The 26999-nt window shown below is 69.1% G+C and carries 27 protein-coding genes; 14 read left to right on the top strand and 13 right to left on the bottom strand.

What is annotated here, in order from left to right:
* Nucleotides 1-96 precede the first annotated feature (96 nt).
* The gene (locus VTA80_RS02820) at nucleotides 97-714 is read left to right on the top strand and encodes a TetR/AcrR family transcriptional regulator (protein ID WP_407345653.1); all 618 of its coding nucleotides are present in this window, start codon (nucleotides 97-99) and stop codon (nucleotides 712-714) included.
* Between the two features lie 125 nt (nucleotides 715-839).
* On the opposite strand, the gene VTA80_RS02815 is transcribed toward VTA80_RS02820, so the two are convergent.
* From VTA80_RS02815 to VTA80_RS02805, 3 genes are all read right to left on the bottom strand, one after another.
* Complete coding sequence (locus VTA80_RS02815; RefSeq protein WP_407343907.1) at nucleotides 840-1442, bottom strand: hypothetical protein; 603 nt, start codon at nucleotides 1440-1442, stop codon at nucleotides 840-842.
* A 63-nt stretch (nucleotides 1443-1505) separates the two neighbouring features.
* Nucleotides 1506-1976 carry a cytidine deaminase family protein gene (locus tag VTA80_RS02810; protein ID WP_407343906.1) on the bottom strand — a complete coding sequence of 157 codons (471 nt, stop codon included), beginning with the start codon at nucleotides 1974-1976 and terminating at the stop codon, nucleotides 1506-1508.
* A gap of 388 nt (nucleotides 1977-2364) precedes the next feature.
* On the bottom strand, nucleotides 2365-4062 hold the full coding sequence (locus tag VTA80_RS02805) for a diguanylate cyclase (RefSeq protein ID WP_407343905.1): 1698 nt from the start codon (nucleotides 4060-4062) through the stop codon (nucleotides 2365-2367).
* A 6-nt stretch (nucleotides 4063-4068) separates the two neighbouring features.
* Between VTA80_RS02805 and VTA80_RS02800 the strand changes: the two genes are divergently transcribed.
* Nucleotides 4069-4386 carry a hypothetical protein gene (locus VTA80_RS02800; protein WP_407343904.1) on the top strand — a complete coding sequence of 106 codons (318 nt, stop codon included), beginning with the start codon at nucleotides 4069-4071 and terminating at the stop codon, nucleotides 4384-4386.
* Between the two features lie 164 nt (nucleotides 4387-4550).
* Here VTA80_RS02800 and whiG read toward each other — a convergent pair whose 3' ends face one another.
* Nucleotides 4551-5393 (bottom strand): RNA polymerase sigma factor WhiG, encoded by an 843-nt coding sequence (gene whiG, locus VTA80_RS02795; RefSeq protein ID WP_407343903.1) that lies wholly within the window; start codon nucleotides 5391-5393, stop codon nucleotides 4551-4553.
* Nucleotides 5394-6121: 728 nt separating this feature from the next.
* Between whiG and VTA80_RS02790 the strand changes: the two genes are divergently transcribed.
* Entirely contained in the window at nucleotides 6122-6607 is a 486-nt protein-coding gene (locus VTA80_RS02790; protein WP_407343902.1) for a hypothetical protein, read from the top strand.
* A 288-nt stretch (nucleotides 6608-6895) separates the two neighbouring features.
* Here the strand turns inward: VTA80_RS02790 and VTA80_RS02785 are convergent, their stop codons facing one another.
* Entirely contained in the window at nucleotides 6896-7933 is a 1038-nt protein-coding gene (locus VTA80_RS02785) for a LacI family DNA-binding transcriptional regulator (protein ID WP_407343901.1), read from the bottom strand.
* A gap of 291 nt (nucleotides 7934-8224) precedes the next feature.
* Between VTA80_RS02785 and VTA80_RS02780 the strand changes: the two genes are divergently transcribed.
* The 5 genes from VTA80_RS02780 to gtfA all read left to right on the top strand — a co-directional run bounded on the left by VTA80_RS02780 (nucleotide 8225) and on the right by gtfA (nucleotide 13817).
* On the top strand, nucleotides 8225-9532 hold the full coding sequence (locus VTA80_RS02780; RefSeq protein WP_407343900.1) for an ABC transporter substrate-binding protein: 1308 nt from the start codon (nucleotides 8225-8227) through the stop codon (nucleotides 9530-9532).
* Between the two features lies 1 nt (nucleotide 9533).
* On the top strand, nucleotides 9534-10493 hold the full coding sequence (locus VTA80_RS02775; protein ID WP_407343899.1) for a carbohydrate ABC transporter permease: 960 nt from the start codon (nucleotides 9534-9536) through the stop codon (nucleotides 10491-10493).
* Nucleotides 10493-11317: a carbohydrate ABC transporter permease gene (locus tag VTA80_RS02770; protein ID WP_407343898.1), complete on the top strand. Its 825-nt coding sequence runs from the start codon at nucleotides 10493-10495 to the stop codon at nucleotides 11315-11317. Before VTA80_RS02775 ends, VTA80_RS02770 begins: the two co-directional genes overlap by 1 nt.
* Nucleotides 11318-11475: 158 nt before the next feature.
* Nucleotides 11476-12273 carry an alpha/beta hydrolase gene (locus VTA80_RS02765; protein ID WP_407343897.1) on the top strand — a complete coding sequence of 266 codons (798 nt, stop codon included), beginning with the start codon at nucleotides 11476-11478 and terminating at the stop codon, nucleotides 12271-12273.
* Between the two features lie 62 nt (nucleotides 12274-12335).
* Nucleotides 12336-13817: a sucrose phosphorylase gene (gtfA, locus tag VTA80_RS02760; protein ID WP_407343896.1), complete on the top strand. Its 1482-nt coding sequence runs from the start codon at nucleotides 12336-12338 to the stop codon at nucleotides 13815-13817.
* 285 nt (nucleotides 13818-14102) lie between these two features.
* Here the strand turns inward: gtfA and glnA are convergent, their stop codons facing one another.
* Nucleotides 14103-15527, bottom strand: a complete 1425-nt coding sequence (gene glnA / locus VTA80_RS02755) for a type I glutamate--ammonia ligase (RefSeq protein WP_407343895.1) — start codon at nucleotides 15525-15527, stop codon at nucleotides 14103-14105.
* Nucleotides 15528-15666: 139 nt separating this feature from the next.
* Between glnA and VTA80_RS02750 the strand changes: the two genes are divergently transcribed.
* On the top strand, nucleotides 15667-16149 hold the full coding sequence (locus VTA80_RS02750) for an RDD family protein (RefSeq protein WP_407343894.1): 483 nt from the start codon (nucleotides 15667-15669) through the stop codon (nucleotides 16147-16149).
* 1 nt (nucleotide 16150) lies between these two features.
* Here VTA80_RS02750 and VTA80_RS02745 read toward each other — a convergent pair whose 3' ends face one another.
* Genes VTA80_RS02745 through VTA80_RS02735 form a run of 3 tightly spaced genes read right to left on the bottom strand, consistent with a single transcriptional unit; the run spans nucleotide 16151 to nucleotide 19201 of the window.
* Nucleotides 16151-16876 carry a DUF4191 domain-containing protein gene (locus VTA80_RS02745; protein WP_407343893.1) on the bottom strand — a complete coding sequence of 242 codons (726 nt, stop codon included), beginning with the start codon at nucleotides 16874-16876 and terminating at the stop codon, nucleotides 16151-16153.
* Nucleotides 16877-16908: 32 nt separating this feature from the next.
* Nucleotides 16909-17910, bottom strand: a complete 1002-nt coding sequence (gene lipA / locus VTA80_RS02740) for a lipoyl synthase (RefSeq protein ID WP_407343892.1) — start codon at nucleotides 17908-17910, stop codon at nucleotides 16909-16911.
* Between the two features lie 10 nt (nucleotides 17911-17920).
* A complete protein-coding gene (locus VTA80_RS02735) occupies nucleotides 17921-19201 on the bottom strand; it encodes an MFS transporter (RefSeq protein ID WP_407343891.1) in 1281 nt (426 codons plus the stop codon).
* Between the two features lie 229 nt (nucleotides 19202-19430).
* On the opposite strand from VTA80_RS02735, the gene VTA80_RS02730 reads away from it, so the two are divergent.
* On the top strand, nucleotides 19431-19979 hold the full coding sequence (locus VTA80_RS02730) for a flavodoxin domain-containing protein (RefSeq protein WP_407343890.1): 549 nt from the start codon (nucleotides 19431-19433) through the stop codon (nucleotides 19977-19979).
* Nucleotides 19980-19999: 20 nt separating this feature from the next.
* On the opposite strand, the gene lipB is transcribed toward VTA80_RS02730, so the two are convergent.
* The gene (gene lipB, locus VTA80_RS02725; RefSeq protein ID WP_407343889.1) at nucleotides 20000-20659 is read right to left on the bottom strand and encodes a lipoyl(octanoyl) transferase LipB; all 660 of its coding nucleotides are present in this window, start codon (nucleotides 20657-20659) and stop codon (nucleotides 20000-20002) included.
* A 9-nt stretch (nucleotides 20660-20668) separates the two neighbouring features.
* A complete protein-coding gene (locus tag VTA80_RS02720) occupies nucleotides 20669-21127 on the bottom strand; it encodes a MarR family winged helix-turn-helix transcriptional regulator (protein ID WP_407343888.1) in 459 nt (152 codons plus the stop codon).
* Between the two features lie 56 nt (nucleotides 21128-21183).
* On the opposite strand from VTA80_RS02720, the gene VTA80_RS02715 reads away from it, so the two are divergent.
* The 4 genes from VTA80_RS02715 (at nucleotide 21184) to VTA80_RS02700 (ending at nucleotide 25955) form a co-directional block, all read left to right on the top strand.
* On the top strand, nucleotides 21184-23490 hold the full coding sequence (locus tag VTA80_RS02715) for an MMPL family transporter (protein ID WP_407343887.1): 2307 nt from the start codon (nucleotides 21184-21186) through the stop codon (nucleotides 23488-23490).
* A gap of 57 nt (nucleotides 23491-23547) precedes the next feature.
* Nucleotides 23548-24591, top strand: coding sequence for a Gfo/Idh/MocA family protein (locus tag VTA80_RS02710; protein WP_407343886.1), 1044 nt, complete (start codon nucleotides 23548-23550; stop codon nucleotides 24589-24591).
* Nucleotides 24592-24668: 77 nt separating this feature from the next.
* The gene (locus VTA80_RS02705) at nucleotides 24669-25310 is read left to right on the top strand and encodes a dihydrofolate reductase family protein (RefSeq protein ID WP_407343884.1); all 642 of its coding nucleotides are present in this window, start codon (nucleotides 24669-24671) and stop codon (nucleotides 25308-25310) included.
* Between the two features lie 81 nt (nucleotides 25311-25391).
* Nucleotides 25392-25955 (top strand): hypothetical protein, encoded by a 564-nt coding sequence (locus VTA80_RS02700; RefSeq protein WP_407343882.1) that lies wholly within the window; start codon nucleotides 25392-25394, stop codon nucleotides 25953-25955.
* 13 nt (nucleotides 25956-25968) lie between these two features.
* Here the strand turns inward: VTA80_RS02700 and VTA80_RS02695 are convergent, their stop codons facing one another.
* Both VTA80_RS02695 and VTA80_RS02690 read right to left on the bottom strand, forming a co-directional pair.
* The gene (locus VTA80_RS02695; protein ID WP_407343881.1) at nucleotides 25969-26334 is read right to left on the bottom strand and encodes a VOC family protein; all 366 of its coding nucleotides are present in this window, start codon (nucleotides 26332-26334) and stop codon (nucleotides 25969-25971) included.
* Between the two features lie 51 nt (nucleotides 26335-26385).
* The gene (locus VTA80_RS02690) at nucleotides 26386-26925 is read right to left on the bottom strand and encodes a DUF6596 domain-containing protein (protein WP_407343880.1); all 540 of its coding nucleotides are present in this window, start codon (nucleotides 26923-26925) and stop codon (nucleotides 26386-26388) included.
* Between the last annotated feature and the right edge of the window lie 74 nt (nucleotides 26926-26999).

The following is a 26999-nucleotide window of genomic DNA, read 5'->3' as shown; positions in this document are numbered from 1 at the left end:
CGACCACCCCTCGCGCACCTCACCCAGCAGCCCCGCGGACACAACACGGAGACCCAACGCCCGGTCGCGTCAGACGCGGGGCTGAGCAAGCAGCGGGTGGTGGTCGAGGCGGTCCGGCTCGCCGACCGCGAGGGGGTCGCCGGGCTGAGCATGCGCCGGCTGGCTGTCGCACTCGGCGCGGGCGCGATGTCGCTCTACCACTACGTGGCGAGCAAGGAGGAGTTGCTGGACGCCATGATCGACGTCGTGTTCGAGGAGATCGAGCTCCCGCCCGACGAGACCGACTGGCAGTCGGCGATGCGACGGACGGCGGTATCCGCCCGACAGGTTCTCGCATACCACCCGTGGGCGATCGGCCTGATGGAGTCGCGGACGTCGCCGGGGCCCGCGAACCTCCGCCACCGCGAGGCGGTCACCGCCTGCCTGCGAAGGGCTGGCTTCTCGGTTCTGATGGCGACGCACGCCAACTGGCTGCTCGACTGCTACGTCTACGGGTTCGCCCTGCAGGAAGCCAGCCTGCCGTTCGACAACGCCGATGAGTTCGCGGACATGGCCGAGGACGTCTACCTGCCCCAGCTTCCTCCTGACGAGTTCCCCTACCTCAATGAGTCCGCTGCGGTTCTGGTCGCTGCCGGCTACGACCCGGCAGACGAGTTCATCTTCGGCCTCGACCTCGTCCTAGCCGCTCTCGAGCCCCTGAGAGTCTCCGCATAGCGACGCTCACGGACCGTCGCGCGGCCCTCTGCACCGCAGCCCCGATCCACAACCGCCACACCCGGTGTTCCTACGGGCATGACGACAGTGAAGCGGCGGTCCCGACCGAGCTGCCCGATCCCGACTCAGAGGCCGAAAGCCTCCGCGACTCGGTCCGTGAGGCCTCCTTCAGCCATCGCGGTGTCGACCTCGATGATGCGCAGTCCGAGACTCGTCGCATCCTCGCGGAGGCGATCGGTGAACATTCGGTCACGCTCGAGCAAGTTCCCCAGAGCCTTGGCCGGATCGCTGGTCTTGCCTGCGATCTCCCACGAAGTGCCCCGACTCGAGAAAGCGTCCCGACGGAATTCCGGTGTCGGGAGCAGCCAGATAGCGTGATCCGGTGAGGCGAGCAAAGGCTGCACGAGGCGAGGGAGCAGGCGGAATCCCTCGGCGATCACCGGTGGTCCCGCGGGAAGGCGCAGCAGATCGTCAATGACCTCACCGAAGCCCTCGCCCTGAAACCAGTGGAACGTCTCGAGCATCGTCTGGGGCGATCGGTTCACCCAACGCTCGTCCATGCCCATGGCGAGGAACTTGCTCAAGAACGGCGCGTCTTCGGGCTCGCTCCGGCGAGCATGATCAGACATCACGTCATCGGTCACGTACAGCCGCAGGCCGAACCGCGCCGCGACGCGGCGGGCGACGGTCGACTTGCCGGCGCCACTGCCGCCACCGATCCAGTACACGTCGCACAGCCGCGCACGTAGCGCTGCGCCGTCGTCATCCTGGCCGCGCCGTCCACCAAACATTCAGTCGAGCCCGTCTGCGGCACCCGGTACGACGGGCGGGGCCGCGTCGTCGATGCGGTGAGGATGATCGAGCGCCTCGGGCCACTGATGCTCGGGCAGGAGCTCGCGAAGCGGCGCAGACCGATGCCGCCCCAGGACGATCTCGGTGTCGAGGTTGGCAGGGTCGATCTGGCGGATGAACTCGCGGCACCGTCCGCAGGGCGGCAACACGAATAGGTCACCTGTCTCATTGCGCCATACCGCGACGATCCTGGTGATCTGGTATTCCCCTGCCGTCACCATCGCGGCGATCGCACTGTGCTCGGCGCAGAAGCCGGTGCCAGAGCCCGTGTCGATGCAGACCCCTGAGTAGGGGTTGCCGGCCTCGGTGACGAGAGTGGCGCCCACGTCTCCGAAGAGGCGGTCACCGACGCGGTGGGGGCGAATCATCTGCTCAGCTGCCGCGATCAACTCATCGTGTCGGTTTGCCACACCGCGACGCTATCGCGGAGCTGGTAGCGCGCCGCTCTCAAGTTGCACGCCCACCCCGCCCCGAGCGACGGCCGTGCTTCTCAACGGCGCCGAGGAAGGACGTCGATCACCACAAAGCGACAGCAAAGCGACGTTCGGTACGGCAGATCGGGCAGTGGTTGTGCAGGCCCGCACCATGAGCAGGTGGCGCCCGCTCGAAGCAACGTTGATCGCGCTTGGCTGCCCGAGGTAGTTCGGGTCTGCGGACACCGCTAGCCTCGGGCCGCCTCGCCGCCAGAGGAACCGCGCCCTATGTGGAGAGACCACGACCACCGCAATGCCACGCAGGGTCTGGCGCGATCGATGCTCACCGACAGGTATGCGTGGGCAGAACGAAGCAGTTGATCTTTCAGGATGCAGGTATCCGGGGGTGTTCGACGACTCGGTCACGGCCAGTGCGTTTGGCCGTGTAGAGGGCAGCATCGGCTGCCGAGACGAGGTCACTGAGATCGCTCATGCTTGTGGCTCGTTCAGCCAAGCCGAGGGACGCGGTCACGGTGAGGTCGCTATCCGGTACGGTCACGGCCGCGATAGCGGCCCGGAGTCGCTCGGCCACGGCTGCGCCGTCGTCGAGGTCCGTCTCTCGGAGCAGGACCGCGAACTCTTCGCCGCCGTAGCGATACGCGGTGTCGGTGGCCCGCAACCCTGTTTTGAGCGCCATCGCAACTGCGTTGAGCGCGGCGTCTCCTGCGGGGTGGCCGTAGGTGTCGTTGAGTTGCTTGAAGTGGTCGAGGTCGACCATGACGAAGCTGAGCGGTCGGTCGAAGCGTCGGGACCTGTCCCATTCGGCGAGCAGGTCGCTCTCCATTCGTCGTCTGTTCGGAAGTTGTGTGATGGCGTCGATCTCCGCGCGTTCGTGCGCCGCGCTGTTGAGGCGGGCCGACTCGAGAGCGGCCGCCGCTGTGGAGAGCAGTGCCTCGAGCACTTGTTCGGTGTCCGGATCCGCTGCCGGGGTTGTTGCGTGCAGCACGCCGACCACCATGCCGGCCAAGACCAGCGGATACGCGCGGAAGGTCGCGTCACTGAGCGGTCGGGCGGCCGCGGCGCTTTCGGAGACGAGCGAGGGGGCAACCAGGTCCGATGGCGGCATGCGCCCGTGCCGGTCCTCGCTTCGGCGGGCAGCGGCGAACTGCCCCGCCTCGGTCCGCACCCACAGCGTCGCCGGGGCGCCCAGAAGATCGGCGGCGGCCGCGGTGACCGTCTCCGCGACGTAGCGGATGCTCAAGCTCCCGGAGACCTCGCGCGCGACCTCTATCACCGTCTCGAGTCGCCCGGCGAGGACGGCGAGCCGCTTTTCGCGGGCCACCGCGAGGTCCTGCGCGGCCATCAGGTCGCCCGCGAGAGCCCGAAGCGCGGCTCCCACTGCATCCAGTTCGGCAACGCCCGCGTCTGGGGCACGTGCGGTCAGGTCGCCCGCCCCGAGGCGTTCGATGGTCCCAAGGAGACGGTCGATCGGCTCCAGGAGCGTTCTGGCGAGTTGGCGACGTCGCAACTGTGCTCGCGCCCCGGCGATAACGGTCGCGAGGAGGAACACCGACGGTAGGACGATCAGAGCCGTGCGCTGGTCTCCCACGGCGCGATCGCGCTGACCCACGATGAGGTTCGTGGCGCGGGCGCTGGCCTGGCGGTAGTCGTCGAACAAGCCCTTGCCTTCGAGGAGGAACTGCGTCAGCTCGCCGGTCGAACGGTCGGGCTCCGTGACCTCCATCACGGCGGCCCGCTCCGCCCAGGACTGCCACGCTTGGCGCTTGAGCATGGTGTCGACGACTAGTTCGGTAGTGGCCGGGTCGCTCGATGCCAGATCCAACATCGGACCGCTCGTAGGTGCCACCGCCCGCCTGCCATCGGCGTAGGAGTTCAAGAACTCAGGATCACCCGACGCGAGCCAGCCGCGCAGCCCCGTCTCCTCGTCAAGCATCCCCTCGTGCGAGACGCGTGACAGGCGAGTGAGATCGGTGAAATGGGCGAGTCGCGGTTGGCTCACCAGCAGCAGATAACCTGAGGTTAGGACGTTCAGCGCCAGCATCGCGCTGATCGTGATGACCATCGCACGATGACTGCGTTGCAGTTCGTCGACGAGGTTCTTGCGGCCGTGGGCCTGAAACAGATGCACGTAGACCCCATCGACTGGACACGACCAGAAGTAAACCTCGATCCACCGATGATTTTGGGGGACGCGTTCTCGGATGAGTCGGAGAAGGCGTTGTTCTTGGCGATCCGCGCCGCGTTTTGCGATTGTCGCGCGAAGGAGCACGACAAAATGAGCGCCGCGTCGGGCACGACAGGCCTCATCGGGCGGGCGACGGGCATCGTGATAGCGCTACAAGATCACCAACGAGCGGGCTTTCGAGGTCACGCGAGTCAGCCATGACAGCAACCGCATTCTGCATGTCAGCGCATTCTGCATGTCATAGCTGGAGACTGGTTGCCCACGGTGAACGTCCCAGGTCTCCGGTCGACGGGTAGGCCGACGCCTAGGTGAGTGGCCGCGTGCAAGACACCAGGAAACCGACCACTGCAAATCACTTCGAGAGGTCAGCCGCGCTGGGCCTCCCGGAGTTTGGTCCGCAAGCGGAGCATCGCGGCCGTGTGCATCTGCGAGATCCGGGACTCGGTCACCCCGAGCACCCGACCGATCTCCGCGAGTGTCATGCCCTCGTAGTAGTACAGGACGAGGACGATCTTCTCGCGCTCGCCGAGCTGCTCGATGGCGCGCGCGAGCAGGAACTTGGTCTCCTGAGCCTCGAACGACTGCGCGGGATCCGGGGTGCGGTGGTCCTCTAGCGTGTCGAGCAGCGAGCCCTTGTCGGTCCGCTCGGCACCCGCACTGAGCAGCTCGTCGAGCGCCACGACGTTGACGTTCGACAGCTGCGCGAAGACCATGCGGAGCTCGCCCACGCCCACCTCGAGCCGTCCGGCGATCTCGGAGTCGCTCGGTGTCCGGTGCAGCTCCCCCTCGAGGTCGCAGTACGCCCGGTCCACCGCGCGTGCCCTGGTCCGGACCGAGCGTGGGATCCAATCGATCGCGCGAAGCTCGTCGATGATGGCCCCGCGGATGCGCGAGCTCGCGTAGGTCTCGAACTTGATGGCCCGGTCGGGCTCGTACTTCTCGATCGCGTCGATCAGGCCGAACATGCCGTACGAGACGAGGTCCGCCTGCTCGACGCTGCTCGGCAACCGCATCCCGAGGCGGCTCGCCGCGGCGGTGACCAGCGGCGCGTAGTGCAAGATCAGGCGCTCGCGCAAGGCGCGGTCGCCCGTGAGCTTGAACTCTCGCCACGCCACGGCGATCAGGTCGGCGACCGAGGCGTCGTCGACGTCGACCACGAGGCCGGATCGGCCGTCGAGGGCCGCCCCGGCCGCGAGCACACCATTCATGATCGAGAGCTCACCAGATCAGTTGAGATCGTTACCGGTTCCGTGGAACTCGGGTGTGGGCAAGTCCCCGCGTCTGGGCGTACGTCGATGGGCGAATCGTGCTCTCTGAGCAGGACGGCCTCAGCGGCCTGAGCGGTGATCCGTGTCTCAAGGAACTCGAGGTGCTCCCGACGGGAGTCCTCCAGCACCACGTCATTGAGATGGTCATCGGACCGACGGCCGCTGGCCCTGACCGACTTGTGCACCGGAACAAAGCCCGCAATACCTCGTGTCACATCGCGAACTACCGCCATGCTTTCCTGCGCCCCCCAGCGAATGACCGTGCGTCGCCGCACGGAATCCAACAATTCTAGTGCACGACGGCGACACCGAGTCATGAATTGCGCCAGCCACAGGATCTCGTCCATCACGTCTGCGGCCGCGACCATGTCGGTCAGCGTGCGAAGTCGCCTCAATCGGTCAAACCACACGCAACGCTGTGGCACGAAAAGCCCATTTCGCCGTCGCCTCGCCACCAGGCGACTTCTTCACCTGCGACAGGCACACGGCGGCGCCGCCAACCATCCACCAAAGGACGGGCGCGAAGTTGGAGCGACAGACCTCGAAGCCCAACCACTCGCGGTTCATAATGTCCCGACCCCCGAAGCCGGGTAGTTCACGAGCTCCCGTTTCGTCCGGCATTTCTCCTTTTTGACCACCTCGACACATCCATCGGGCTGGGCACCCCGGTGCACCTTCACGCCAAGGTTGACGTCGATGATGTGTGGGCGACGATGGGCTCGGACAACCTCAACCACCGTTCGTGGACCCATGACAGGGAGCTGCCGATCGGGGTGCTCGGTGCTGACCTCGACCCGAAATCGCCGAGTGACCCGGCCGGCCTCGGCGACGGCGCACGGGTGTTCGCTCAAGATCTGCGCCTGAGGCTGTGGCGGGAGCACCTCGACCGTGACCCCATCGATGTCGCCGACCTGCTGGAACCCCTAGAGGCGTTCGAGGCGTTCCGCCGCCGGCAGGCCGGGCAGCTGGCGGCCCGGCACGATGGCGGTGGGCCGGGCGAGCGGCCACCAGGACGGGTGCTGGTCCACGAGCCGGGGAGCATCGGTCCGTTCCAGTGCGTGTGGGCGGAGCCGGTATGCCGGACGATCTTCGATCTGGACGACCGCCCCTGGCGAGACCGGCTCCGCGGCCGGCCTGACCGTGGTGGTCCCTGAACTTGGCCAGAATCGGCTCAGACCTGTGCCACGCTCGTCGCGAGCGACAGCATTGCAGTGAGTTTTGTGTTTCGAACTGCGCCGATTCGACTCACGGAAGCTTCAGAACACCCCTTGATGCCACCTATGCGGTGTCCGCCAGCCCGAAACGCCTGGCCTGTGGAGGAGTCCCGATGGGCGGGCTTGCCGCTGGTGCGGTCACCAGTCCATTTTTAGGGGCGTCCGCGGGCCGCGTTGTGGATGCGTAGTCTCCGCTTTGCTCGCGTCAACCCGCTTTGGGAGTGTGACTTACGCCGGTCGCGCCGCCACGGACCCCCGGGAGTGCAGCGGCAGCGGGTAGCGGTGAACATGGCCGGGCTCCGTGCTGACGCCGTCGTGAACGGCTTGGAGGAGCAGCTCGATTGCGCGCCGGCCGAGCTGCTCGTGGGGGATCGCAAAAGACGAAAGCCCGGGTCGAAGCCACCCGGCCAGCGCGTAGTTGTCGAAGGACACGACGGATACATCGTCGGGAATCGTGAGGCCTGCCTCTTGTAGTGCCTGATAGCTGCCGAAGGCGAGGCGGTCGTTGAAGCAGATGATCGCGCGGGGTTGCGGACACTTCTCGAGTAGTTCGCGGGTCGCTCGCCAGCCGTCCGGTGGCAGCCAACTGTCGAGGCGATGGCCGGACGCCGGCTTGAGGCCGGCTTCCCCGAGGACCTCACGGATGCCGGCGAGGCGCTCGATTCCAGCGACGGTGCCGGGTGGCATGTCGTGGGGCTCTGGGCCAGCACCGATCAGGTGGATCTCTCGGTGTCCGGCCTCTAGTAGCAGTCGCGCGGCAGATCGACCAGCCTCGATCTCGTCGGGAATGACCGAGGCTGCGGTGGTCGGGCCAGTCGGCAGCGCATTGAGCAGGACCGTAGGGACTCGGTCAAGCAGCGTTGGCACGGCTCGCATCCGAGTGAACATCGAGGTCAGGATGATGCCGTCGACCTGGCGGTCGTGCATCGCCTCCAGCAGTGCGTTCTCGACCTCGGGATCTCCCTCGGTTTCACCGATAAAGAGCATGAAACCGTGCTCGCGGGCAGCTTCGATGGCGCCTTTGATCATGTCCCCGGCAAGCTGTGAGGTAGCCACCGTGTCGGAGACGAGCCCAAGGGTTCGCGTCTCACCCTTGCGTAGCCCGATCGACACGATGTTCGGCCGGTACGAGAGCTCGGATGCTGTGCCGCGCACGCGCTCCTGGACGGCCTGGGAGATGCGCAACTCGTCGCCACGTCCGGACAGCACCAGCGAGGCGGTAGGCGACGACACGCCAGCGGCGCGCGCGACGTCTGCCAAGGTCACGCGTCTGCGGGCCACCTGGTTCCTCTCGTCGGATACGGATCTTAGACGTGCGGTGACGGTGCCACGCGCGGTTCGGAGGACTGCCACAGATCGGGCGTGACCGTTTCGTTACCTCGGCTCGCTTGACACGATGCCCGTTCGATCCCCAGTATTTACCTTGCTAAGCCGATTTAGCAACCGTGTCCGGCTCCCCGCTGGATTCGCTTCGATGAGAGGGAGACACCGTTGTCTCGAGCCAGTGAGAGGAACCGGCGCACCGCAATTGCGGCGTCCCTGTGCCTCGCGAGCATCATGACTGCTGCCGCGTGCAGCACCCCCGGCGGCACTGCGAGCGCCGACAAGACACCGACGGCCGACAGTACGAACGCCAGCGATGTCGTGACCACCTGCGGCACGGATCCCGTCGTGCTGAGCACGTACATCGAGACCGGCTTCCCGCTGCCGAAGTCTCTCACCGAAGAGTTCACCAAGCAGTTCGCGAACGTGACGTTTGACATCCGCGAGGACCAATTCGCGGTCATCACGCAGAACGCACCACGCGTCCTCGCCGACAACCCGCCGGACCTGATGCGCCTGCCGCAGGTGTCCGACCTCGCCACCGACGGTCTCCTGCTGAACCTCGACCCGTACGCGGCGGCGTACGGGTGGGACAAGTGGCCCGCCTCGCAGCTTCTGCAGATGCGCGTCGATGCCGATGGTCGCCGCGGCAACGGCCCGCTGTACGCGATGGGTCTGAACCAGTCGATGACCGGCATCTTCTACAACAAGAAGCTCGCCGCGCAGATCGGCATGACCGAGGCACCCAAGACCCTCGCCGAGCTCGACGGGTTCCTGCAGAAGGCGAAGGACGCGGGAATCACGCCGATGGCGCAGTTCAACGGTGGAGCCACGGGCGGTCTCGCGTTCCCTTTGCAGGCCCTCATGGCCTCCTACGGCGACCCGTCCGCGATCAACTCGTGGACGTTCCAGCAGCCCGACGCGACGATCGACACGGCCGACAACCTCAAGGCCGCCGAGCACCTGGACAAGTGGATCAAGGCCGGCTTCTTCGCCGACGACGTCAACTCTCTTGACTACTCCACGATGATGAGTCGCTTCATCGGCGGCGAGTCCCTGCTCATGTTCGACGGCGACTGGGAGTCGGGCAACCTCGATACCCAGATGTCGGGGAACGCCGGCTTCTTCCTACTTCCGCCAGTCGACGCCGGCGGCAAGGTCGGCGCGATGTCAGCGCCACTGACCTACGGCATCGCGGCCACGGCCAAGAACCCCGACTGCGCCGCGTTCTTCCTGGACTGGATCGCGACCAATGATCAGGCCCGCACCATCGGGGTCGAGGTCGGTGGCTCGCGACCGATGGGTCCGGCGGACGCATTCATGCCTGAGATCGACGCCACCTCCGTCACCGCCCAGACGCTCGCAGGCGGGACGACCATCGGCGAGGACGACGGTGCGATGGAGTTCATCGCCAACGCGACCGGGGAGATCTACGCAAAAAGCTGGACACCGGAGCTGCAGAAACTTGTCGCCGGCCAGCAGACGCCCCAGGGCCTCCTGACCGCCGTGCAGGCCGACTACGAAGCCCAGATCGGCGGTTGAGATGACAGCGACGATCGGAACTTCCGGTCGCCGCGAGACGGTCGAGAACTCGACGACCAACCTTCAGGCCAGGCGCCGCGCCCTCAGGGCGCGGCGCCTGCGCCGAGGCTGGGTCGCCCTCGCTCTCGTGGTGCCCGCGGCCTCGTTCTACGGCGTGTTCGTCCTGCGGCCGCTCGCACTGACGTTCCAGTACTCGTTCTACGACTGGAACGGCGTGAGCGCGGCGACGTGGGTCGGGTGGGACAACTACACCCGGCTCCTGCACGACGACGAGATGCTGGGGTCGATCTTCAACGCGCTCGAGCTCATCATCTACTTCTCTTTCGTACCGGTGATTCTCGGGTTGTTCACCGCGGCGACGATCCGCAAGTTCGCGACGAGCCGCCTGGCCGTCGTCTCGCGCACGGTGCTCTTCCTTCCTCAGGTCATCCCGCTTGTCGCCGCAGGCATCATGTGGACCTGGCTCATGGCCTCGGACGGCGTCATCAACCAGACCCTGCGCGCCGTCGGGCTGGGCGCTTTAGCGCGCCCGTGGCTCGGGGACTTCGATGCTGCCTTGCCGGCGGTCGGCGTCATCGGCGCGTGGGTCGCACTCGGGCTGTGCATGCTCCTGCTGCTGGCCGGCATGACCAAGATCGACCCCGCGCTGTTCGAGGCGGCGCGCATCGATGGCGCCGGGGCGATCCGTGAGTTCTTCTCCATCACGTTGCCGAGCCTGCGACAGGAGATCGGCGTCTGCGTCTCGGTCACGGTGATCGCCGCGCTCGCCAGCTTCGACATCATCTACATCTCCACTCAGGGCGGCCCCGGCAACAGCACGCTCGTGCCCGGCCTCGAGATCTACTACCTCGCGTTCTTCAGTCGCGAGATCGGGCAGGCCTCGGCGCTCGCCGTGGCGTTCATGGTTCTCGTGCTCGCCATCATCCTGCCCATCCAGCGACTTACTAGGGACGGAGACTGATGATCATCTCTCGCCGCGAGAAATGGGTGGGTAACTCCCTTCTCGTCCTGCTTATGACGGTGACGATCATCCCGTTCATCACGCTCTTCGTGACCGCGTTGCACCCGGCCGGCTCCTACCCGTCCGGTCTGGAGCTGCCCGAGAAGCTGCACTGGGAGAACTTCGCCGCCGCCTTCCAGTCCGCGAACATGGGCAAGCTCCTGTGGTCGAGCGTACTGATCGTGATCGGAGTCGTGCCGATCTCGCTACTCATCTCGACGCTCGCCGGTTTTGCCCTCGGACACCTGCGGCCCCCGGGAGGTCGCGTGATCTTCGTGGTGTTCCTGGTGGGTCTGACCTTGCCGTTCCAGGGCGTCATCGTCCCGCTCTACTTCCAGATGCGTGACTTCGGCCTGCTCAACACCCGGTGGGCGATCATCCTGCCGCTGATCGGCCTGTACATGCCGTTCGCCGTGATGTGGATGCGAGCGCACTTCGTCAACATGCCGCAGGACCTCTCCGAGGCCGCGCGGATGGACGGAGCCAACACCTGGAAGCTGTTCACGAAGATCCACCTGCCGCTGTCGATGCCGGCCCTGTCGTCGCTCGCGATCCTGCTGTTCCTGTGGACGTGGAACCAGTTCCTCCTGGCGGTGGTGCTCGTGGACGACGCGACGATGCGAACGATGGCTGGCGCCCTGGGTGCCTTCCAGGGCCAGTACGGCACCGACATCCCGCTGCTCTGTGCGGGGTCGCTGCTCATCCTCACGCCCACCCTGATCGTGTTCCTGATCTTCCAGCGGAAGTTCGTCTCCGCGCTGCTGCAGGGCGCGGTCAAGGGATGAGGGTGCGGGTGCCTCCGTTCGACGCCGAGATCGCCGCGGCGCTTGTCGACCAGTCAGAGATCGTCGTCACTTCGCTCCAACCTCACGACATCCCGGCGCTGCGGGCTCGTGTCGATCCGCCCGACATTGGGCCCGTCGCCGCGAGTGCGGGATGCACCGTGAGCGAGCACGTTGCACTCGGGCCAGCAGGGGAGGTGCGGGTCGTGATCGTCCGGCCCGAACGCGCCGTCGGGCCGGTCCCCGTCCTGCTGCACCTGCATGGCGGCGGTTTCATCGTCGGAGCGGTCGCCGACAACGTCGATGCGGCCTTAGACGTCGCGCCCGGTTGGGCCGTCGCGTCGGTCGAGTACCGGCTCGCGCCCGAGGACCCCTACCCGGCGGCCATCGAGGACGCGTACGCCGCGCTGGCCTGGCTCGTCGTCCATGCGGCTGAGCTGGGGATCGATTCCCGCCGGGTTGTCGTGACCGGTGTCAGCGCGGGCGGAGGTCTCGCGGCCTCGCTTGCCCTGCTCGCCCGTGATCGTGGCGGCCCGCGCCTGTGCGGCCAGCTGCTCGTCTATCCGATGCTCGACGACCGGAACGACAGCTTCTCCGGGCGCCAGATGGTCGGCATCGGGTCCTGGGACCGCGACGCCAACGCCACGGGTTGGGACGCGTACCTCGGCGCGCGGGCGGGGGGTCTGGACACGACGGGGTATGCGGCCGCGGCGCGTGCTGATTCGCTGGCTGGTCTGCCGCCCGCGTTCATCGACGTCGGCTCTGCTGAGACGTTCCGCGATGAGTGCATGCAGTACGCGGCTCGGCTGTGGGCCGATGGCGGCGATGCCGAGCTGCACGTCTGGCCCGGCGGGTGCCACGGATTCGACGGACTCGCGCCAGCAGCCCAGCTCTCGGTCGCGGCCCGGGTCGCGCGAGCCAGCTGGCTCGAGCGACTGCTGTCGCGCACCCACGATTGACCCCGGGTTCGTTGCTTCCGCGCGGACCACCTGCAGTTCCCCACTTTGACGGAGTACCGCACGTGAACAACCGCAGCCCCCAGCTGATCACCTACGCCGACCGCCTGGCCGGGAACGTCTCCGGCTTGGCGGACCTGCTCGACGGACCCCTTGCAGGAGCATTCGGCGGCGTCCATGTCCTGCCCTTCTTCACGCCGCACGACGGCGTGGACGCCGGGTTCGACCCCCGCGACCACACCGTCGTGGACCCCCGGTTGGGGACCTGGGACGACGTCCGCCACCTGGCCCAGGGGCGAACGGTCATGGCCGACGTGATCGTGAACCACATCTCGGCGCAGTTCCTCGACGTCCGTGCACGCGGAGACGCGTCACCGTGGGCGCCGATGTTCCTCACGCTCTCGTCGGTGTTTCCCGAGGGTGCGACCGAGGTCGACCTGGCCCGCATCTACCGTCCCCGACCGGGCCTACCGTTCACCCAGATGACGCTCGGCGGTGAGCGCCGTCTCGTCTGGACGACCTTTACCGCCGATCAGGTCGACATCGACCTGCGCACGGCCGAGGCCTGGGAGTACCTGGACTCGGTGGTCGACGCTCTGACGTCCGGGGGAGTCAGCCAGTTGCGGCTCGACGCGGTCGGGTACACCGGCAAGGAGCCCGGCACGGACTGCTTCATGACGCCCGCGACCGACGAGTACACCGAGCGAATCGTGCGGCGCGCACACGCACATGGTGCCTCCGTGCTCGTCGAGGTGCACGGTCATCACACCCAGCAGATCGAGATCGCACGCAAGGTCGATCTCGTGTACGACTTCGCCCTTCCGCCGCTCGTGCTGCACGCGCTGACCATGGGTGACCTCGCGCCCCTGGACCACTGGTTGCAGATCCGACCGACCAACACGGTCACAGTCCTCGACACACACGACGGAATCGGCATCGTCGACGTCGGGCCCTCGGACCTGCGGCCCGGTGAGCCCGGCCTGCTCACACCCGACCAGATCGACGACCTCGTCGAGGCTATCCACCACAACAGCGGCGGCACCTCGCGCCTGGCCACCGGAGCGGCCGCGTCGAACCTGGACCTGTACCAGGTCAACTGCACGTTCTACGACGCGCTCGCCCGGGACGACCGTCGGTACGTCCTCGCGCGCCTGATCCAGCTCTTCGTACCGGGCATTCCACAGATCTACTACGTCGGTCTGCTCGCCGGAGCCAACGACATGGAACTGCTCGAACGCACGGGCGTTGGTCGGGACGTCAACCGCCACTTCTTCACACCTCAAGAGATCGTCAGCGACCTCGACCGGCCCGTGGTTAGGGCACAGCTCGATGCGCTGCGTGTGCGCGCCGCACATCCTGCGTTCGACGGATCGTTCTCGTGGGAAATCCAGAACACTCGCGCGCGTCTCACGTGGACCGCGGACACCGAACGCGCCGAGCTCGTTCTTGACGTCGCCGATGCCTCCTACGCGGTGACGGTCACCGACGGCGACGGCGCCGCCCGTTGCGTCGTCTCTGCGGGCGGGCGCACAGCCGGCGCGCGCTAGCCGCGGACTGGCGGCCGTCCCGGAAGGGGAACGCTCCACGGGAACGGATTCGCCACACTTCTACGCCTCGTTGCGGATCGCCTCCGGCGCCGACGTGAAGGTCGTCCAGGCGCGGCCGCGGCACGCGTCGGCGACGGGGACTCTCGACACCTACGCCCGCCTGTGGGCCGATACAGAAAAGTCCACACGCGCCGCCGTTGGTGCAGCGATGGCGGCGCGTGTGGACTCTGTGCGGACTAGACCGACCTCGTGACTGCGTTTGTGCGAGTCACAGGCCTATTTTCGTCAGCAGTCGTAGTACAGCTCGAACTCGTGCGGGTGCGGCCGCAGCCGGATGGGGTCGATCTCCTGGGTGCGCTTGTAGTCGATCCACGTCGAGATCAGGTCGGGGGTGAAGACGTTCCCGGCCGTGAGGTAGTCGTGGTCGGCCTCGAGCGCGTCGAGGACCTCGCCGAGGCTGCCCGGAACCTGGGCGATCGCGGCGTGCTCCTCGGGGGGCAGCTCGTACAGGTCCTTGTCGACCGGCTCGGGCGGCTCGATGCGGTTCTGGATGCCGTCGAGGCCGGCCATGAGCATGGCCGCGAAGGCCAGGTACGGGTTGGACGACGGGTCGGGGACGCGGAACTCGATGCGCTTGGCCTTCGGGTTCGAACCGGTGACCGGGATGCGGATGCACGCGGAGCGGTTGCGGGCCGAGTAGACCAGGTTGACCGGCGCCTCGAAGCCCGGGACCAGGCGGTGGTAGGAGTTCACCGTCGGGTTCGTGAACGCGAGCAGCGACGGCGCGTGCTTGAGCAGGCCACCGATGTACCAGCGAGCCATGTCGGACAGGCCGCCGTAGCCCTTCTCGTCGAAGAACAGCGGCACGCCGTCCTTCCACAGGGACTGGTGGACGTGCATGCCCGAGCCGTTGTCGCCGAAGAGCGGCTTCGGCATGAAGGTTGCCGTGCGGCCGGCCTCGTGCGCGACGTTCTTCACGACGTACTTGAACAGCTGGACCTTGTCGGCCGAGATGGCGAGCTTGTCGAAGCGGTAGTTGATCTCCGCCTGGCCACCGGTGCCGACCTCGTGGTGCGAGCGCTCGATCTGCAGACCGAGGGCGTCGAGCTCGAGGCAGATCCGGTCGCGGATGTCGATGAACGAGTCGACCGGCGCGACGGGGAAGTAGCCACCCTTGTACGGGATCTTGTGGCCGAGGTTGCCACCCTCCTCGACGCGGGCCGAGTTCCAGGCCCCTTCGATGGAGTCGACGACGTACGACGCTGAGTTGGACTTCGTCTCGAAGCGGACGTCGTCGAAGATGTAGAACTCGGCCTCGGGGGCGAAGAACGCCGTGTCCGCGATGCCGGTCGACTGCAGGTACGCCTCGGCCTTGGCGGCGACCTGGCGCGGGTCGCGGCTGTACGGCTCGTTGGTGTACGGGTCGACGATCGCGAAGTTGATGTTGAGGGTCTTCTCCTTGCGGAAAGGATCCAGGTAGGCCGTGGTGACGTCCGGGATGAGCTTCATGTCGGACTCGTGGATCGCCTGGAAGCCGCGGATCGAGGATCCGTCGAACATCTGACCCTCGGTGAAGAAGTCCTCGGGGAGCGAATAGGCCGGCACGTTGAAGTGCTGCATCACACCTGGAAGGTCACAGAACCGGACGTCGACGAACTTCACGTCGTTGTCCTTGATGAACTTCAGGACTTCCTCGGGATTACTGAACATCCGTTGCTCCTCGGTTCGGTGTGCCCGGTACGGGCCGACCTCGACGGTAGGCGAGTGTCGTTACCCGTCCATGTACCTCGTGTTTCCGCCGTGTTACGTCAGCCGGATCACGCGGGGTGCACGTCGCTAGGCTACGGGGGTGGCAGCGCGGGAGGACCTCGGGTCGTGGTTGGACGGAGCGGGCGCCGGCGACGACGGCGCGCGCTCCGGAAGTCGTCTGGGTCTCCCGGAGAGCGGGCCGGGCTCGTTGGCCTCGCTCGTGCGCCGGGTCGCGGCGCTGTGCGTCGACTGGGCGGTGTGCCTGCTCATCTCGGCCGCGTTCTTCGGCGGCGATCCGACGGCGACGCTCGCCATCTTCGCCGTCGAGAACGTGCTGCTGGTCGCCACGATCGGGCACACGCTCGGCCACCGGCTGCTCGGCATCCACGTGCGGCGCGCCGCCGGCGTGGGTCCGGTCGGCCTCGGGCGCGCGGCCCTGCGGACCGCACTGGTGTGCCTGGTGATCCCGGCCGTTGTCTGGGACGGTGACGGCCGCGGCCTGCACGACCGGTCCGCGGGCACGCTCATCGTCCGGCTCTGTCGCCACCGCCCTCCGGGCGATCAGCGCCCGGCGAGCGGGTAGGTCAGCGCCCGCGCATGCCCTTGCGGTCGGGGCGCGCCCGCGTCGGGTCGATGCCCTTCGGGACGGGGAGCCGGACGGTGCCCAGCGCGTTGAGGCGCTTCGAGATCTCGGCGGTCTCCTGCTTGGTCAGGGTCGGACGCAGCTTCTGCACCCGCCGCGGCAGCTTGCGCAGCGGCACCTGGCCCTCGTCGTTGCCGGACTGCACCAGGGTGATCGGGACGTTCGGCAGCACGCGCGCCGTCTTCTTGCGCTCGGTGTCGAGCAGCTTGGTGACGCGGCCCTTCGGACCCTCGCTCACCAGCACGACGCCGGCGCGGCCGATGCCACGGAAGATCAGGTCCTGCGTGCGGGCGTCGACCGCCACGGGCTCCTCGGCGAAGGTCCAGCCGCGGCGGATCGTGCCCAGCGCGGCGCGCGAGGCACCCGGCTGACCCTCGATCTGCGAGTACGCGGCGGTCTCAGCGCGCCGGGCGAGGATGAACATCGCCGCCAGGGCGCCGAACGGCAGCCCCAGGAACAGCGTGTAGACGACGTGGCCCCACAACAGGCCGATCACCAGTGCGACGGCGACGATGCCGAAGAACGCGGCAAGCATCAACCAGGTGACCGCAGGGTCCTGCTTGCGGGTCATCTGGTACGCCTGCCACACCTGGGTGTACCAGCGGATCTTCTTCTGTTTTGCCGGCTTGGCGGCGGATGCGCTCGCCCCGGTGCTCTGACGGGCCATGGGGCCAGAGTCTAGTGCGCGGCTCGCGGTCGTCAGCGCGCGAGCAGGCTCGCGGCCTCCTGGCGGGACGTGCGGGCCTCACCCAGGTGGGCGAGTGCCGCCGGGATCTCCTGGCCGCGACGACGCATCGCCTGGCCCCAGAGCCGTCCGGCGCGGTACGACGAGCGCACGAGGGGGCCAGCCATGACGCCCAGGAACCCGATCCGCTCGGCCTCGTCGGACAGCTCGACGAACTCCTCGGGGCGCACCCAGCGGTCCACGGGGTGGTGGCGCACCGACGGGCGCAGGTACTGGTTGATCGTCACCAGGTCGCACCCGGCCGCGTGCAGGTCGACCAGTGCCTCGCGGGCCTCGTCGATCGTCTCGCCCATCCCCAGGATGAGGTTCGATTTGGTCACCAGGCCGTCCGCGCGCGCCGCGGTGAGCACCGACAGGGAGCGGTCGTAGCGGAACGCCGGGCGAATCTGCTTGAAGATGCGCGGCACGGTCTCGAGGTTGTGCGCGAGCACCTCGGGTCGCGAGGAGAACACCTCGGCGAGCAGGTCCGGCACGGCGTTGAAGTCGGGGATCAGCAGCTCGACGCCGGTGCCGGGGTTCAGGGCGTGGATCTGGCGCACGGTCTCGGCGTAGAGCCAGGCGCCGCCGTCGGGCAGGTCGTCGCGGGCGACGCCCGTGATCGTGGAGTACTTCAGGCCCATCGCCTGGACCGACTCCGCGACGCGGCGGGGCTCGTCGAGATCGAGGTCGGCGGGTCGGCCGGTGTCGATCTGGCAGAAGTCGCACCGGCGGGTGCACTGGTCGCCCCCGATGAGGAACGTCGCCTCGCGGTCCTCCCAGCACTCGAAGATGTTGGGGCAGCCCGCCTCCTCGCACACCGTGTGCAGGCCCTCGCGTTTGACCAGGCCCTTGAGCTCGGAGTACTCGGGACCCATCGTCGCGCGCGTCTTGATCCACGCGGGCTTTCTCTCGATGGGCGTCTCGGCGTTGCGGGCCTCGACCCGCAGCATGCGGCGTCCTTCGGGTGCGATCGTCACCCTCGTCACCCTACGTGAGGGTGGCCTTGCCTGGTCCGGTGGTCTCGCGCGGGGCTCCGCGGGCCAGCAGGCCGATCCCCGCGAGCACGGCCGCCGCGGTCACCGGCACCGCGAACGCCGGGTGCACGCCGGCCGCCTCGGCGAGGAGTCCCGCCCCGGCCACGCCCAGCGCCCCGCCGATCACGTTCGCGCTCACGAGCAGCGTCATCACGGTGCCCGCGCGCCCCGGGGGCGACAGGTGCCCGCCGACCGTGAAGATCGTGACCATCGCCGGACCGATGAACAGGCCGGTGATCCCCAGCACCGCCACGATCGGGCCGATGCCGGTGACCACGAGCGTCGCCGCGCTCGCCGCGGTCATGCCGATCGCTGACCCGACCCACCGGCGGCGGTGGTCGATCCGGTCGGGCAGTGCGACGACCGCGAGCGCGGTGGCCGCCGAGCCGACGCCCATCGCGGCGTAGAGCAGGCCGGCGAGGCCGGGGCGGCCGGCCTCGGTCGCGAAGGCGGTGACCGCCGCCTGCATCCCGCCGAAGAACACTCCCATCGCGGCCATCCCGAGCAGCGGGGCGAGCACCCGGGGGGCCAGGCGGCGCACGGGCCACCGGGCCGCCAGCGCGCGCCCCGCGTCCCGGTTGCCGTCGTCGGGCCGGGTGACGCGCGCGGTGGGGTGAAACGCGAACGCGAGCCCGAACGCCGCGGTCAGGAACGCCGCCGCCAGGAGGGTGAGCTCGGGGCGGCCCGTCGCGCTGATCAGCCCGACCAGGGCCGGACCGAGCACGAACGTGAGCTCGTCGACGGTGCTCTCGTACCCCATCGCGGCCGCGAGGGCGGCCGGGTCGTCCCGGGTCAGCGCGATCCAGCGCACCCGCGCGAACGCGCCCACCTGGGGCGAGGTGGCACCGGTCGCGAAGCACGCGGCCAGCGTCGCGGCGAGCGGGGCACCCTGGCTCGCCGCGAGCACGACGGCGACCATCGCGCTCGCGTTGGCCGTCACGGCCACCGCGACGACGGGACGCTGGCCGAACCGGTCGGCGAGGCCGCCGTGCACGGCGCCGAACAGCGCCGTGCCGAGCGAGGAGGCGCCGGTGGCGAGCCCGCCGATCGCGACCGAATCGGTGGCCGACGTCACCAGCAGCATGATGCCCAGCGCGGTCATCGAGAACGGGAGCCGGGCGAGCAGGGCGACGGGAAGGAAGGAGCGCCCGGCGAGCCGGGGGAGCTCGCGGTACGTCGCGAGCAGGCCGCCGTGCGGCCGGGTGGGGTGGGGCGGGGCTGGTGTGCGGGTCATGGCCTCGGGGTACAGCGAAGAGCGCGCGCCAACCCACCCAATTCCAGACGCGCACCTGACCCTTGTGCGTCGCCCAGGCTACCCGATCGCGTCGATCGAGCCCCATTTGCGCAGGTCTGGGCTCTGAACCCGGGACCTCCGACCCAGGCGAAACGGCCGCTTGTTCGTGATTGTGGGGGCCAGGCGGTGTGCACCGAGGCGGGTCGCTGACGATTCTCGAGGAGGCGTCATGCATGTGCTCGTGACCACCGGATCACGCCACGGCTCGACCCGGGAGATCGGCGAGGCCATCGCGCAGGTGCTCGAGCGCGGCGGGCACTCGGTCGAGCAGGTCGACCCCGACGACGTGACCTCGCTGACAGGGTTCGACGCCGTGGTGCTCGGCTCGGCGGTCTACGTCGGCCAGTTCGCCGAGTCGGTCCGCGCGCTTGTGCGGCGGCTCGAGGGGGCCCTGGCCGAACGCCCCCTCTGGCTGTTCTGGTCGGGCCCGATCGGCACTCCGGCCCGCCCCATCGGGGAGCCCGACGACGTCGCCCTGCTGGTCCGCCATCTGAGCCCGCGCGGCGTGCGCATGTTCGGTGGCCGACTCGCGACCGCCGAGCTGGCGATGGCCGAGCGGGCCCGGATCGCTGAGGTCGACGTCGTCCCCGGGGACTACCGCGACTTCGACGCGATCGACGACTGGGCGCAGATCATCTCGGTCGCCCTGGCGCCCAAGGCGACGCCCGGCACGGAGGTTCCGCCCTCGGGCGCGTGGAGCGCTCTGACGCAGGCGTAGGCAGGCGCCCACGCCGGGGGTCAGGGCGTCAGCAGACCCGCGGCACGGAGCGGGGCGAGCGCATCGGCAACGTGGACCTGCACGAGCGGCAGGACGTCGGCGATCGACACACGCCGGCCGGCCTCGGCCGACAGTGAGGTGACGTCCGCGTCCGGGAGGCCGCACGGGACGATCCGGCCGAACTCGGCGAGGTCCGGTTCGCAGTTGAGCGCGAAGCCGTGCATCGTCACGCCGCGAGCGACGCGCACCCCGATCGCGGCGACCTTGCGGTCGCGGCGTTCACCCTTGGCCGGGAACCACACGCCGCTGCGGCCGTCGATGCCGATCGCGTCGAGCCCGACGGCGGCGCACACCGCGATCAGGGCGGACTCGAGCGCGCGGACGTAGGCGACGACGTCGACCGGGTCGCGCAGTCGCACGATCGGGTACCCGACGAGCTGCCCCGGGCCGTGCCAGGTGATCTTGCCGCCGCGGTCGACGTCGACCACGGGCGTGCCGTCGACGGGTCGGTCCGTGGTCGCGGTGCGCCGGCCCGCGGTGTAGACGCTCGCGTGCTCGCAGAGCAGGACGGTGTCCGGGCGGGTGCCGTCGGCGACCTCCGCGTGCACCGCGCGCTGCAGGTCCCAGGTCTCGCGGTAGTCGGCGTGGACGGTTCCGAGGTCGAGCTCGACGAACTGCATCGGGTCAGGCTAACCGGGGTCAGCCGGGGCGCCGTCGTCCCCGGGCTCGGGCCGGGCCAGGATCATCAGTGTGAGGAGCTCACGCATCTGGACGACCTGGTCGGGGGTCAGCCCCCGCGTGGACATCTCCTCGGCCGGGCCCGGCGCCGCGGCCTCGCGCATGACGGCGATGCCGGTCGGGCTGAGCGAGATCACGTGCCGGCGCTTGTCGTCCCCGTGCGGCGTGCGGGTGAGGTAACCGGTGCGCTCCATCCGCGCGAGGATGCGGCTCATCGTCTGTTCCGTCACACCCACGGCCGTGGCGAGCTCGCGCTGGGAGTGGTCTCGCTGGGCCAGCAGCACGAGCACCGGCAGGCTCGCGTGGTTGAGGTCCCAGGCGGCGAGGTGGAGATTCCACTCGCGTTCGACATGGCGTGCGGCGCTCGAGAGCATGCGCCCGGTCGACCACCGCATCAGGTCCTGCGACACGCCCACTTCACCGCCTCTACTTGCCCTGAAGCGGGCATGGGCTCATGATACTCAGCATGCTGAGTAATTCCAGGTCTGCCGCCGCGCTCCGGGCCCTCGTCATCGTCCTGTCACTCGCAGTGTGGCTGGGGGTGGGGGCGTTCGGGGGGATGGCACAGGGAAAGCTCTCCCAGGTCCAGAGCAACGACGCCGCCTCGTTCCTGCCGGCCTCGTCCGAGTCGACGAAGGCGGCTGAAGCGAACCGGGGGTTCGTCGACACCAAGACTTTACCTGCCCTTGTGGTGTTTACCGCCCCCACGGGTGAGGCGATCAGCCCCGCGCAGCTCGCCGCGGTCCAGAAGTTCGCCGACGGGATCGGTGCGCTTCCGATCGACGGGGCCGACCCCGCCGCCGGGGACCCCGCCACGATCGGCGACGTGCTCACCGCCGACCCGGTCGTCGTCCCCTCGCAGGACGGCAAGGCGCTGCTCATCCCGATCTCCCTGGACGCCACGGCCGCCGAGGGCACCCTGGCGAACGACAAGAGCGTCATCGGCGGCGTCGTCAGCTCGACGCGCGACGCGCTGAGCACCGAGCTGGGCGCGACCGCCGACTCGGTCGACGACGTCGGGCTGAACGCCTGGGTGACCGGCCCCGCAGGTTTCGTCGCCGACCTGGTCACGGCCTTCGGCGGGATCGACGCCGTCCTGCTGCTCGTCGCGCTCGGTGCCGTCCTGCTCATCCTCATCGTGGTGTACCGCTCGCCGTTCCTGCCGCTCCTCGTCATCTTCACCGCGGTCTTCGCGCTGTCGGCGGCCGCGCTCGTCGTGTACAACCTCGCCAAGAACGACATCCTGACGCTGAACGGTCAGACGCAGGGGATCCTGTCGATCCTCGTGGTCGGGGCGTCGGTCGACTACGCGTTGCTGCTGGTGGCGCGCTACCGCGAGGAGCTGCGGCACGTCGAGAGCCCGTTCGTCGCGATGGGTCGAGCGATGCGGCTGTCGGTCGCCCCGATCGCGGCGAGCGCGGGCACGGTCATCGCCGGTCTGCTCTGCCTGACGCTGTCGGACCTCGCCTCGAATAAGAGCCTCGGCCCGGTCGGCTCGCTCGGCATCGCCGCGGCTTTCGTCGCCGTCATGACGCTGCTCCCGGCGTTCCTGCTCATCCTCGGCAAGCGCTCGCGAGCGCTGTTCTGGCCGCGGGTGCCGCGCCAGGTCGACGCCGTCACGCACGCCACCGTCCCCGGCACGCTGTCCACCGCCGAGATCCTCACGGGCGGGTGGGGTCGGCTGGCCGGTTTCGTCGGTCGCCACCCGCGGCGCGTCTGGGTCGTGACCGCGCTCGCCCTGGCCGCCGGCGCGGCGTTCCTGCCGACGCTCCAGGCGAGCGGCACGAGCCAGACGGACATCTTCCTCACCCCCGTCGACGCCGTGTCGGGCCAGAAGGAGCTCGCCGAGCACTTCCCGGCCGGTGCGGTCCAGCCCGCCGTCGTCATCACCCCGGAAGGCGACGCGGACGCCGTCGTGGAGGCCGCCCAGGGGGTCCCGGGGGTCGACTCGGTGTCGGTCTACACCGGGGCCGCCGCCGGGCCGCCCGGAGCCGCCGCGACGCCCCCGCTGGTCGTGGACGGGCAGGTGCGCGTCGACGTCGTCACGACGGCGTCGGCCGACTCCCAGGCCGCTGTGCGCACGATCGAGGACGTCCGCACCGCGGTGCACGCGGTCTCCCCGGACACGCTCGTCGGTGGTGCCAGCGCCGAGTCGCTCGACACGCAGAACGCCAGCGCTCGGGACCTGCGGGTCATCGTGCCGACCGTCCTGCTCGTGATCCTGCTGATCCTGGGCCTGCTGCTCCGGTCCGCGCTCGCGGCGCTGCTGCTGATCGGCGCGAACGTGCTCTCGTTCGCCGCCGCCCTGGGGATCTCGGCCGTGGTGTTCAACCACGTGCTCGACTTCCCGAGCGCCGACCCGTCGGTGCCGCTGTACGCCTTCACGTTCCTCATCGCGCTCGGGGTGGACTACTCGATCTTCCTGATGACCCGGGTGCGGGAGGAATCGGTGCTCTACGGGACCCGGGAAGGTGTGGTGCGCGGGCTCGCGGTGACCGGTGGGGTGATCACTTCCGCCGGGGTCGTGCTGGCCGCGACGTTCGCGGCGCTCGGGATCATCCCGTTGCTGTTCCTCGCGCAGCTCGCCCTGATCGTCGCGTTCGGCGTGCTGATCGACACCCTGATCGTGCGCAGCCTGCTCGTGCCTGCGCTGGTGCATGACATCGGCCCGCGGATCTGGTGGCCCAGCAAGCTCAGCCACCAGGCTCCGCTCGTGCACGCCCAGGCCGCCCCGTCGGCGCAGGACCAGCCGGTCGGGCGCTCCGCCGGGTAACCCCGGGCCTGCTGGACCGCGGGCCCGCCCGGTCGGACCGTTGCATAGGGTGACGGCATGACTGAGCAGGACGCGGCCCGGCAGCTCCGGGTGGGAATCATCGGGTACGGCGACGCTGGACGGGGGATCCACGCGCGCCTGGTGCGCGCGGCCGGGCACGTGGTGACGCACGTCGTCGTCCGCAACCCGGAGCGGGTGGAAGCGGCGCGGGCCGACTGGCCGGGCGTCGTCGTCATGCCCGACGTCGCGGCGTTGGTCGAGCGGGCCGCCAACCTCGATCTGGTGGTCGTGGCGAGCCCGACCGGCCACCACGTCGAGAACGCGCTGGCCGTGATCGCCGCGGGGCTCCCGCTGGTGGTCGACAAGCCGCTCGCGCCGGACTCCGCCGGGTGCAGCGCCCTCGTGCGGGCCGCCGCGGAGGCGGGCGTGCCCCTGACCGTGTTCCAGAACCGTCGCTGGGACTCCGAGCAGCTCACGCTGCGCGCGCTGCTCGCCGACGGCACGCTCGGGACCGTGCACCGCTTCGAGCGCCGGTGGGAACGCTGGCGCCCGGTCCCGAAGAACCGCTGGAAGGAGAACGACCCCGTCGCGGGCGGGCTGCTGCTCGACCTCGGCGCGCACCTGGTGGATTCGGCGGTCCAGCTCTTCGGGCCCGTCGCCAGCGTCTATGCGGAGATCCGGTCGATCACCACGCCGACGCCCGACGACGTCTTCCTCTCGCTGCACCACGCGGGCGGAGTCGTGAGCCACCTGTGGGCCGGCGCGCTGACCGGTGCGCCGGGCCCCCGCACGCGCGTGCTCGGCAGCGCCGGTGCCTACCTCGTGACGGCGTTCGAGGGCGAGCCCAGCCCGTTCACCGCGCTCGACGAGGCCGCGGCGGGTGGAATCGACGGGCATGAGGGCTGGCTGGTCCACGGGGCGGAGCGGGTCCCGGTCCCGCGCGTACCCGGCGGGCACGTCGACTTCTACACCGCCGCCGGGCGCTGGATACTCGAGGGCGGGCCCGTCCCGGTCGACCCCGAGGATGCCGTGCGCACCGCCCGCGTGCTCGAGGCGGCCGTCGTCAGCGCGCGCGAGGTGCGGGTGGTCCAGCTCGACTGATCGCCTGGCAAGGTCGATCGTGAAGTGACGAACGGTTCACCCGGCGGCTGTCACGCAGCCTCAGGAAGGAGACCTCGATGAAGCTCACGCTCAACATCTTCCTCAGCCTGGACGGCGTCATGCAGGGACCCGGCGGGCCGGACGAGGACCGTTCGGGCGGCTTTGACCAAGGCGGGTGGGTCGTGCCGTTCGTCGGCGAGGAGTTCGGGTCGATCGTCGGTGACTGGTTCGCGAAGACCGACGAGATCCTGCTCGGCCGGACGACCTACGACATGATGCATGCCTTCTGGTCTCAGATCACCGACCCCGACGACGTGGTGGCGGCGGTGCTCAACACCCGGCCCAAGCATGTCGTCTCGACGACGCTGCGCGAGCCCGCGTGGCACAACACCTCGGTCATCGCCGACGACGTCGTCGCCACCGTCGAGCGGCTCAAGGCGAGGCCGGGCGGCGAGCTCCAGGTCCACGGCAGCTGCGCGCTCGCTCACACGCTGCACGATGCCGGCCTGGTCGACGAGTACCGCCTGATCATCTTCCCTGTCGTCGTCGGCCACGGAAAACGGCTCTTCAGCGACGGCAGCGTCCCTGGGGCGTTCACGCTCATCACGTCGACGACGACCTCGACCGGATGCGTTTCCCTGACCCTTCAACCCGCCGGGGCGCTCGGCCACGGCGACATCGACGTCGTCGACGGCAAGGAAGCCGTTCGCCAGGAGTGACTCGGGTACCGCGAGGCGGCCGCATCAGACAGCTCGTCGTGCGTCGCCGGTCGCTCGTGACGCACCGGTACGGTGCCTGGGGTGACCAGCACCCGGCGCGCCGCCATCGTCCTCACCGTGCCCGCGATCTTCGCCCTCGGCGCGTGCGCCGGGCCTGATCCGGCGCCGCCGACCACGATCGCCACCTGGTCGAAGCCGGCCGGGATCGCGCCGGAGCTCGTGTACGTCACCGGCATCGAGGGGTTCGAGCTCGCGACCCAGTCCGTGGGCGTCATGGGCGACGACGGCATGTCGGCGATCTACTTCAGGTCCGGCGGCGGGGCGGCCGTCGGTACTGTCACGCTCACCACCTCGCGGGGCCGCGCCGCGGACATCGTCTCGTGCGCCACGCTGCCCGACTCCTCGGAGCCCGAGCCGACGCTGCGATGCGCCGTCGAACGCGGAGACGCGCACGTCGCGCTCGAGGGCGTGGACGTCGAGGCGGCGACCCTGCGTGCGGCAGCCGAGGGGGTCCGGGTACCGGGGGAGGACGAGCTTCGCCACCTTTTTGCCGACATCCCGATGGCTCAGAACCCGGTCGACCGGGGAGACCTACCGCCCAACGGCGACGGCGCCCCGCTCGACCCGCCCGGCGTCGGCGGCTGATCTGCTGTCGGGCTCAGCTCTCTTGGAGGACGGAGAGGATGTTGCCCGCCGGGTCCTTGAACCAGGCGATCAGCGGACCGCCCTGCCGGTTGATCCCCTTCGGGTCGACCCAGGGGTACTTCTCGAACTCGACGCCGCGGGCCGTCAGCTCGTCCACCGTGGACTCGAGGTCGTCGACCGGGAAGTTGAGGATCGTGAAGGTCGCCGGGACGTGGTCGTCCTTCGGGTAGATCAGGGTCTCGTGGTCGCCGGCCGTGTGCAGCCGGAGCATGCCGTTCGCCTCGGACACCCGGACCCCGAGGACGGAGCCGTAGAACTCCTTGGCCCGGGCGAGGTCGTCCACCGAGAACCCGCTGAAAGCGATCGTGAGCGCGAACATGGTTCCTCCACGTCGTCGTGGCCCCCGCGGTACGGGGTGCTGAATTCGGCCTCAGCGTAGGTGCTGCACGGCCGGGCGGCGCGGGGCGACGTCCGACTGCCTGCTCGCGGATCGTGCCAGGGCGGCGGCAAGGCCCTCCTCGGCGCCGCGGGTCGGGGCGATCGCGACCAGCCCGCGGTACAGCGTGACGAGTGCATCGGCGTCGACGTGGCCGCTGCGCGCTCGGTCGCAGTGCACCGACTGGATGGCGGCCTCGAGCTGGAACCGGCCCAGCGGCCGCCGGAACGACGCGGCGCGCTTGAGCAGGGCCTCGCCCTCGCGGATGAGCTCGGGCGACCACAGCGCCGGATCCTGATCGTCGAGGCGCGGCCACGGGTCGCCGACGCGCGCCGGAGCGCGGGACTGCGCGAGGGTGAGCAGTGCCGCGAGACCCCAGGCCTCCGGCTCGGTCTGGAGCAGGGATGCGGTGAGGACGGCGAGCCAGCGCGCCTCGTCGGCGATCGACTGCCGCACGTCGTCTGGCTGCGACAGCCAGTCGATCGCATACGCGCCGTAGATCGCCTCGAGCACCGACGCCAGCCGATCGGGCATGTCGGCACGACGAACGGGATGCCGGTGTCGCGGATGCGGCGCTTCGCCCGCACCAGCCGCTGAGCCATCGCGGT

This window comes from Pengzhenrongella phosphoraccumulans (assembly GCF_045689905.1).
GTDB lineage: Bacteria > Actinomycetota > Actinomycetes > Actinomycetales > Cellulomonadaceae > Pengzhenrongella > Pengzhenrongella phosphoraccumulans.
The sequence above is the reverse complement of the archived record's forward strand: the minus strand, read 5'-3'. Positions and strand labels throughout refer to the sequence as shown.

Excerpts from the sequence above, each read along its gene's own strand:
- VTA80_RS02710 (WP_407343886.1), top strand. The coding sequence starts at position 23,548 with ATGACTGAGCAGGACGCGGCCCGGCAGCTCCGGGTGGGAATCATCGGG.
- VTA80_RS02690 (WP_407343880.1), bottom strand. The coding sequence starts at position 26,925 with ATGCCCGATCGGCTGGCGTCGGTGCTCGAGGCGATCTACGGCGCGTAT.
- VTA80_RS02715 (WP_407343887.1), top strand. The coding sequence starts at position 21,184 with ATGCTGAGTAATTCCAGGTCTGCCGCCGCGCTCCGGGCCCTCGTCATC.
- glnA (WP_407343895.1), bottom strand. The coding sequence starts at position 15,527 with ATGTTCAGTAATCCCGAGGAAGTCCTGAAGTTCATCAAGGACAACGAC.
- VTA80_RS02705 (WP_407343884.1), top strand. The coding sequence starts at position 24,669 with ATGAAGCTCACGCTCAACATCTTCCTCAGCCTGGACGGCGTCATGCAG.
- VTA80_RS02780 (WP_407343900.1), top strand. The coding sequence starts at position 8,225 with ATGACTGCTGCCGCGTGCAGCACCCCCGGCGGCACTGCGAGCGCCGAC.
- VTA80_RS02735 (WP_407343891.1), bottom strand. The coding sequence starts at position 19,201 with ATGACCCGCACACCAGCCCCGCCCCACCCCACCCGGCCGCACGGCGGC.
- whiG (WP_407343903.1), bottom strand. The coding sequence starts at position 5,393 with ATGAATGGTGTGCTCGCGGCCGGGGCGGCCCTCGACGGCCGATCCGGC.
- VTA80_RS02775 (WP_407343899.1), top strand. The coding sequence starts at position 9,534 with ATGACAGCGACGATCGGAACTTCCGGTCGCCGCGAGACGGTCGAGAAC.
- VTA80_RS02745 (WP_407343893.1), bottom strand. The coding sequence starts at position 16,876 with ATGGCCCGTCAGAGCACCGGGGCGAGCGCATCCGCCGCCAAGCCGGCA.
- VTA80_RS02800 (WP_407343904.1), top strand. The coding sequence starts at position 4,069 with ATGACTGCGTTGCAGTTCGTCGACGAGGTTCTTGCGGCCGTGGGCCTG.
- lipB (WP_407343889.1), bottom strand. The coding sequence starts at position 20,659 with ATGCAGTTCGTCGAGCTCGACCTCGGAACCGTCCACGCCGACTACCGC.
- VTA80_RS02695 (WP_407343881.1), bottom strand. The coding sequence starts at position 26,334 with ATGTTCGCGCTCACGATCGCTTTCAGCGGGTTCTCGGTGGACGACCTC.
- VTA80_RS02730 (WP_407343890.1), top strand. The coding sequence starts at position 19,431 with ATGCATGTGCTCGTGACCACCGGATCACGCCACGGCTCGACCCGGGAG.
- VTA80_RS02805 (WP_407343905.1), bottom strand. The coding sequence starts at position 4,062 with ATGGTCATCACGATCAGCGCGATGCTGGCGCTGAACGTCCTAACCTCA.
- VTA80_RS02770 (WP_407343898.1), top strand. The coding sequence starts at position 10,493 with ATGATCATCTCTCGCCGCGAGAAATGGGTGGGTAACTCCCTTCTCGTC.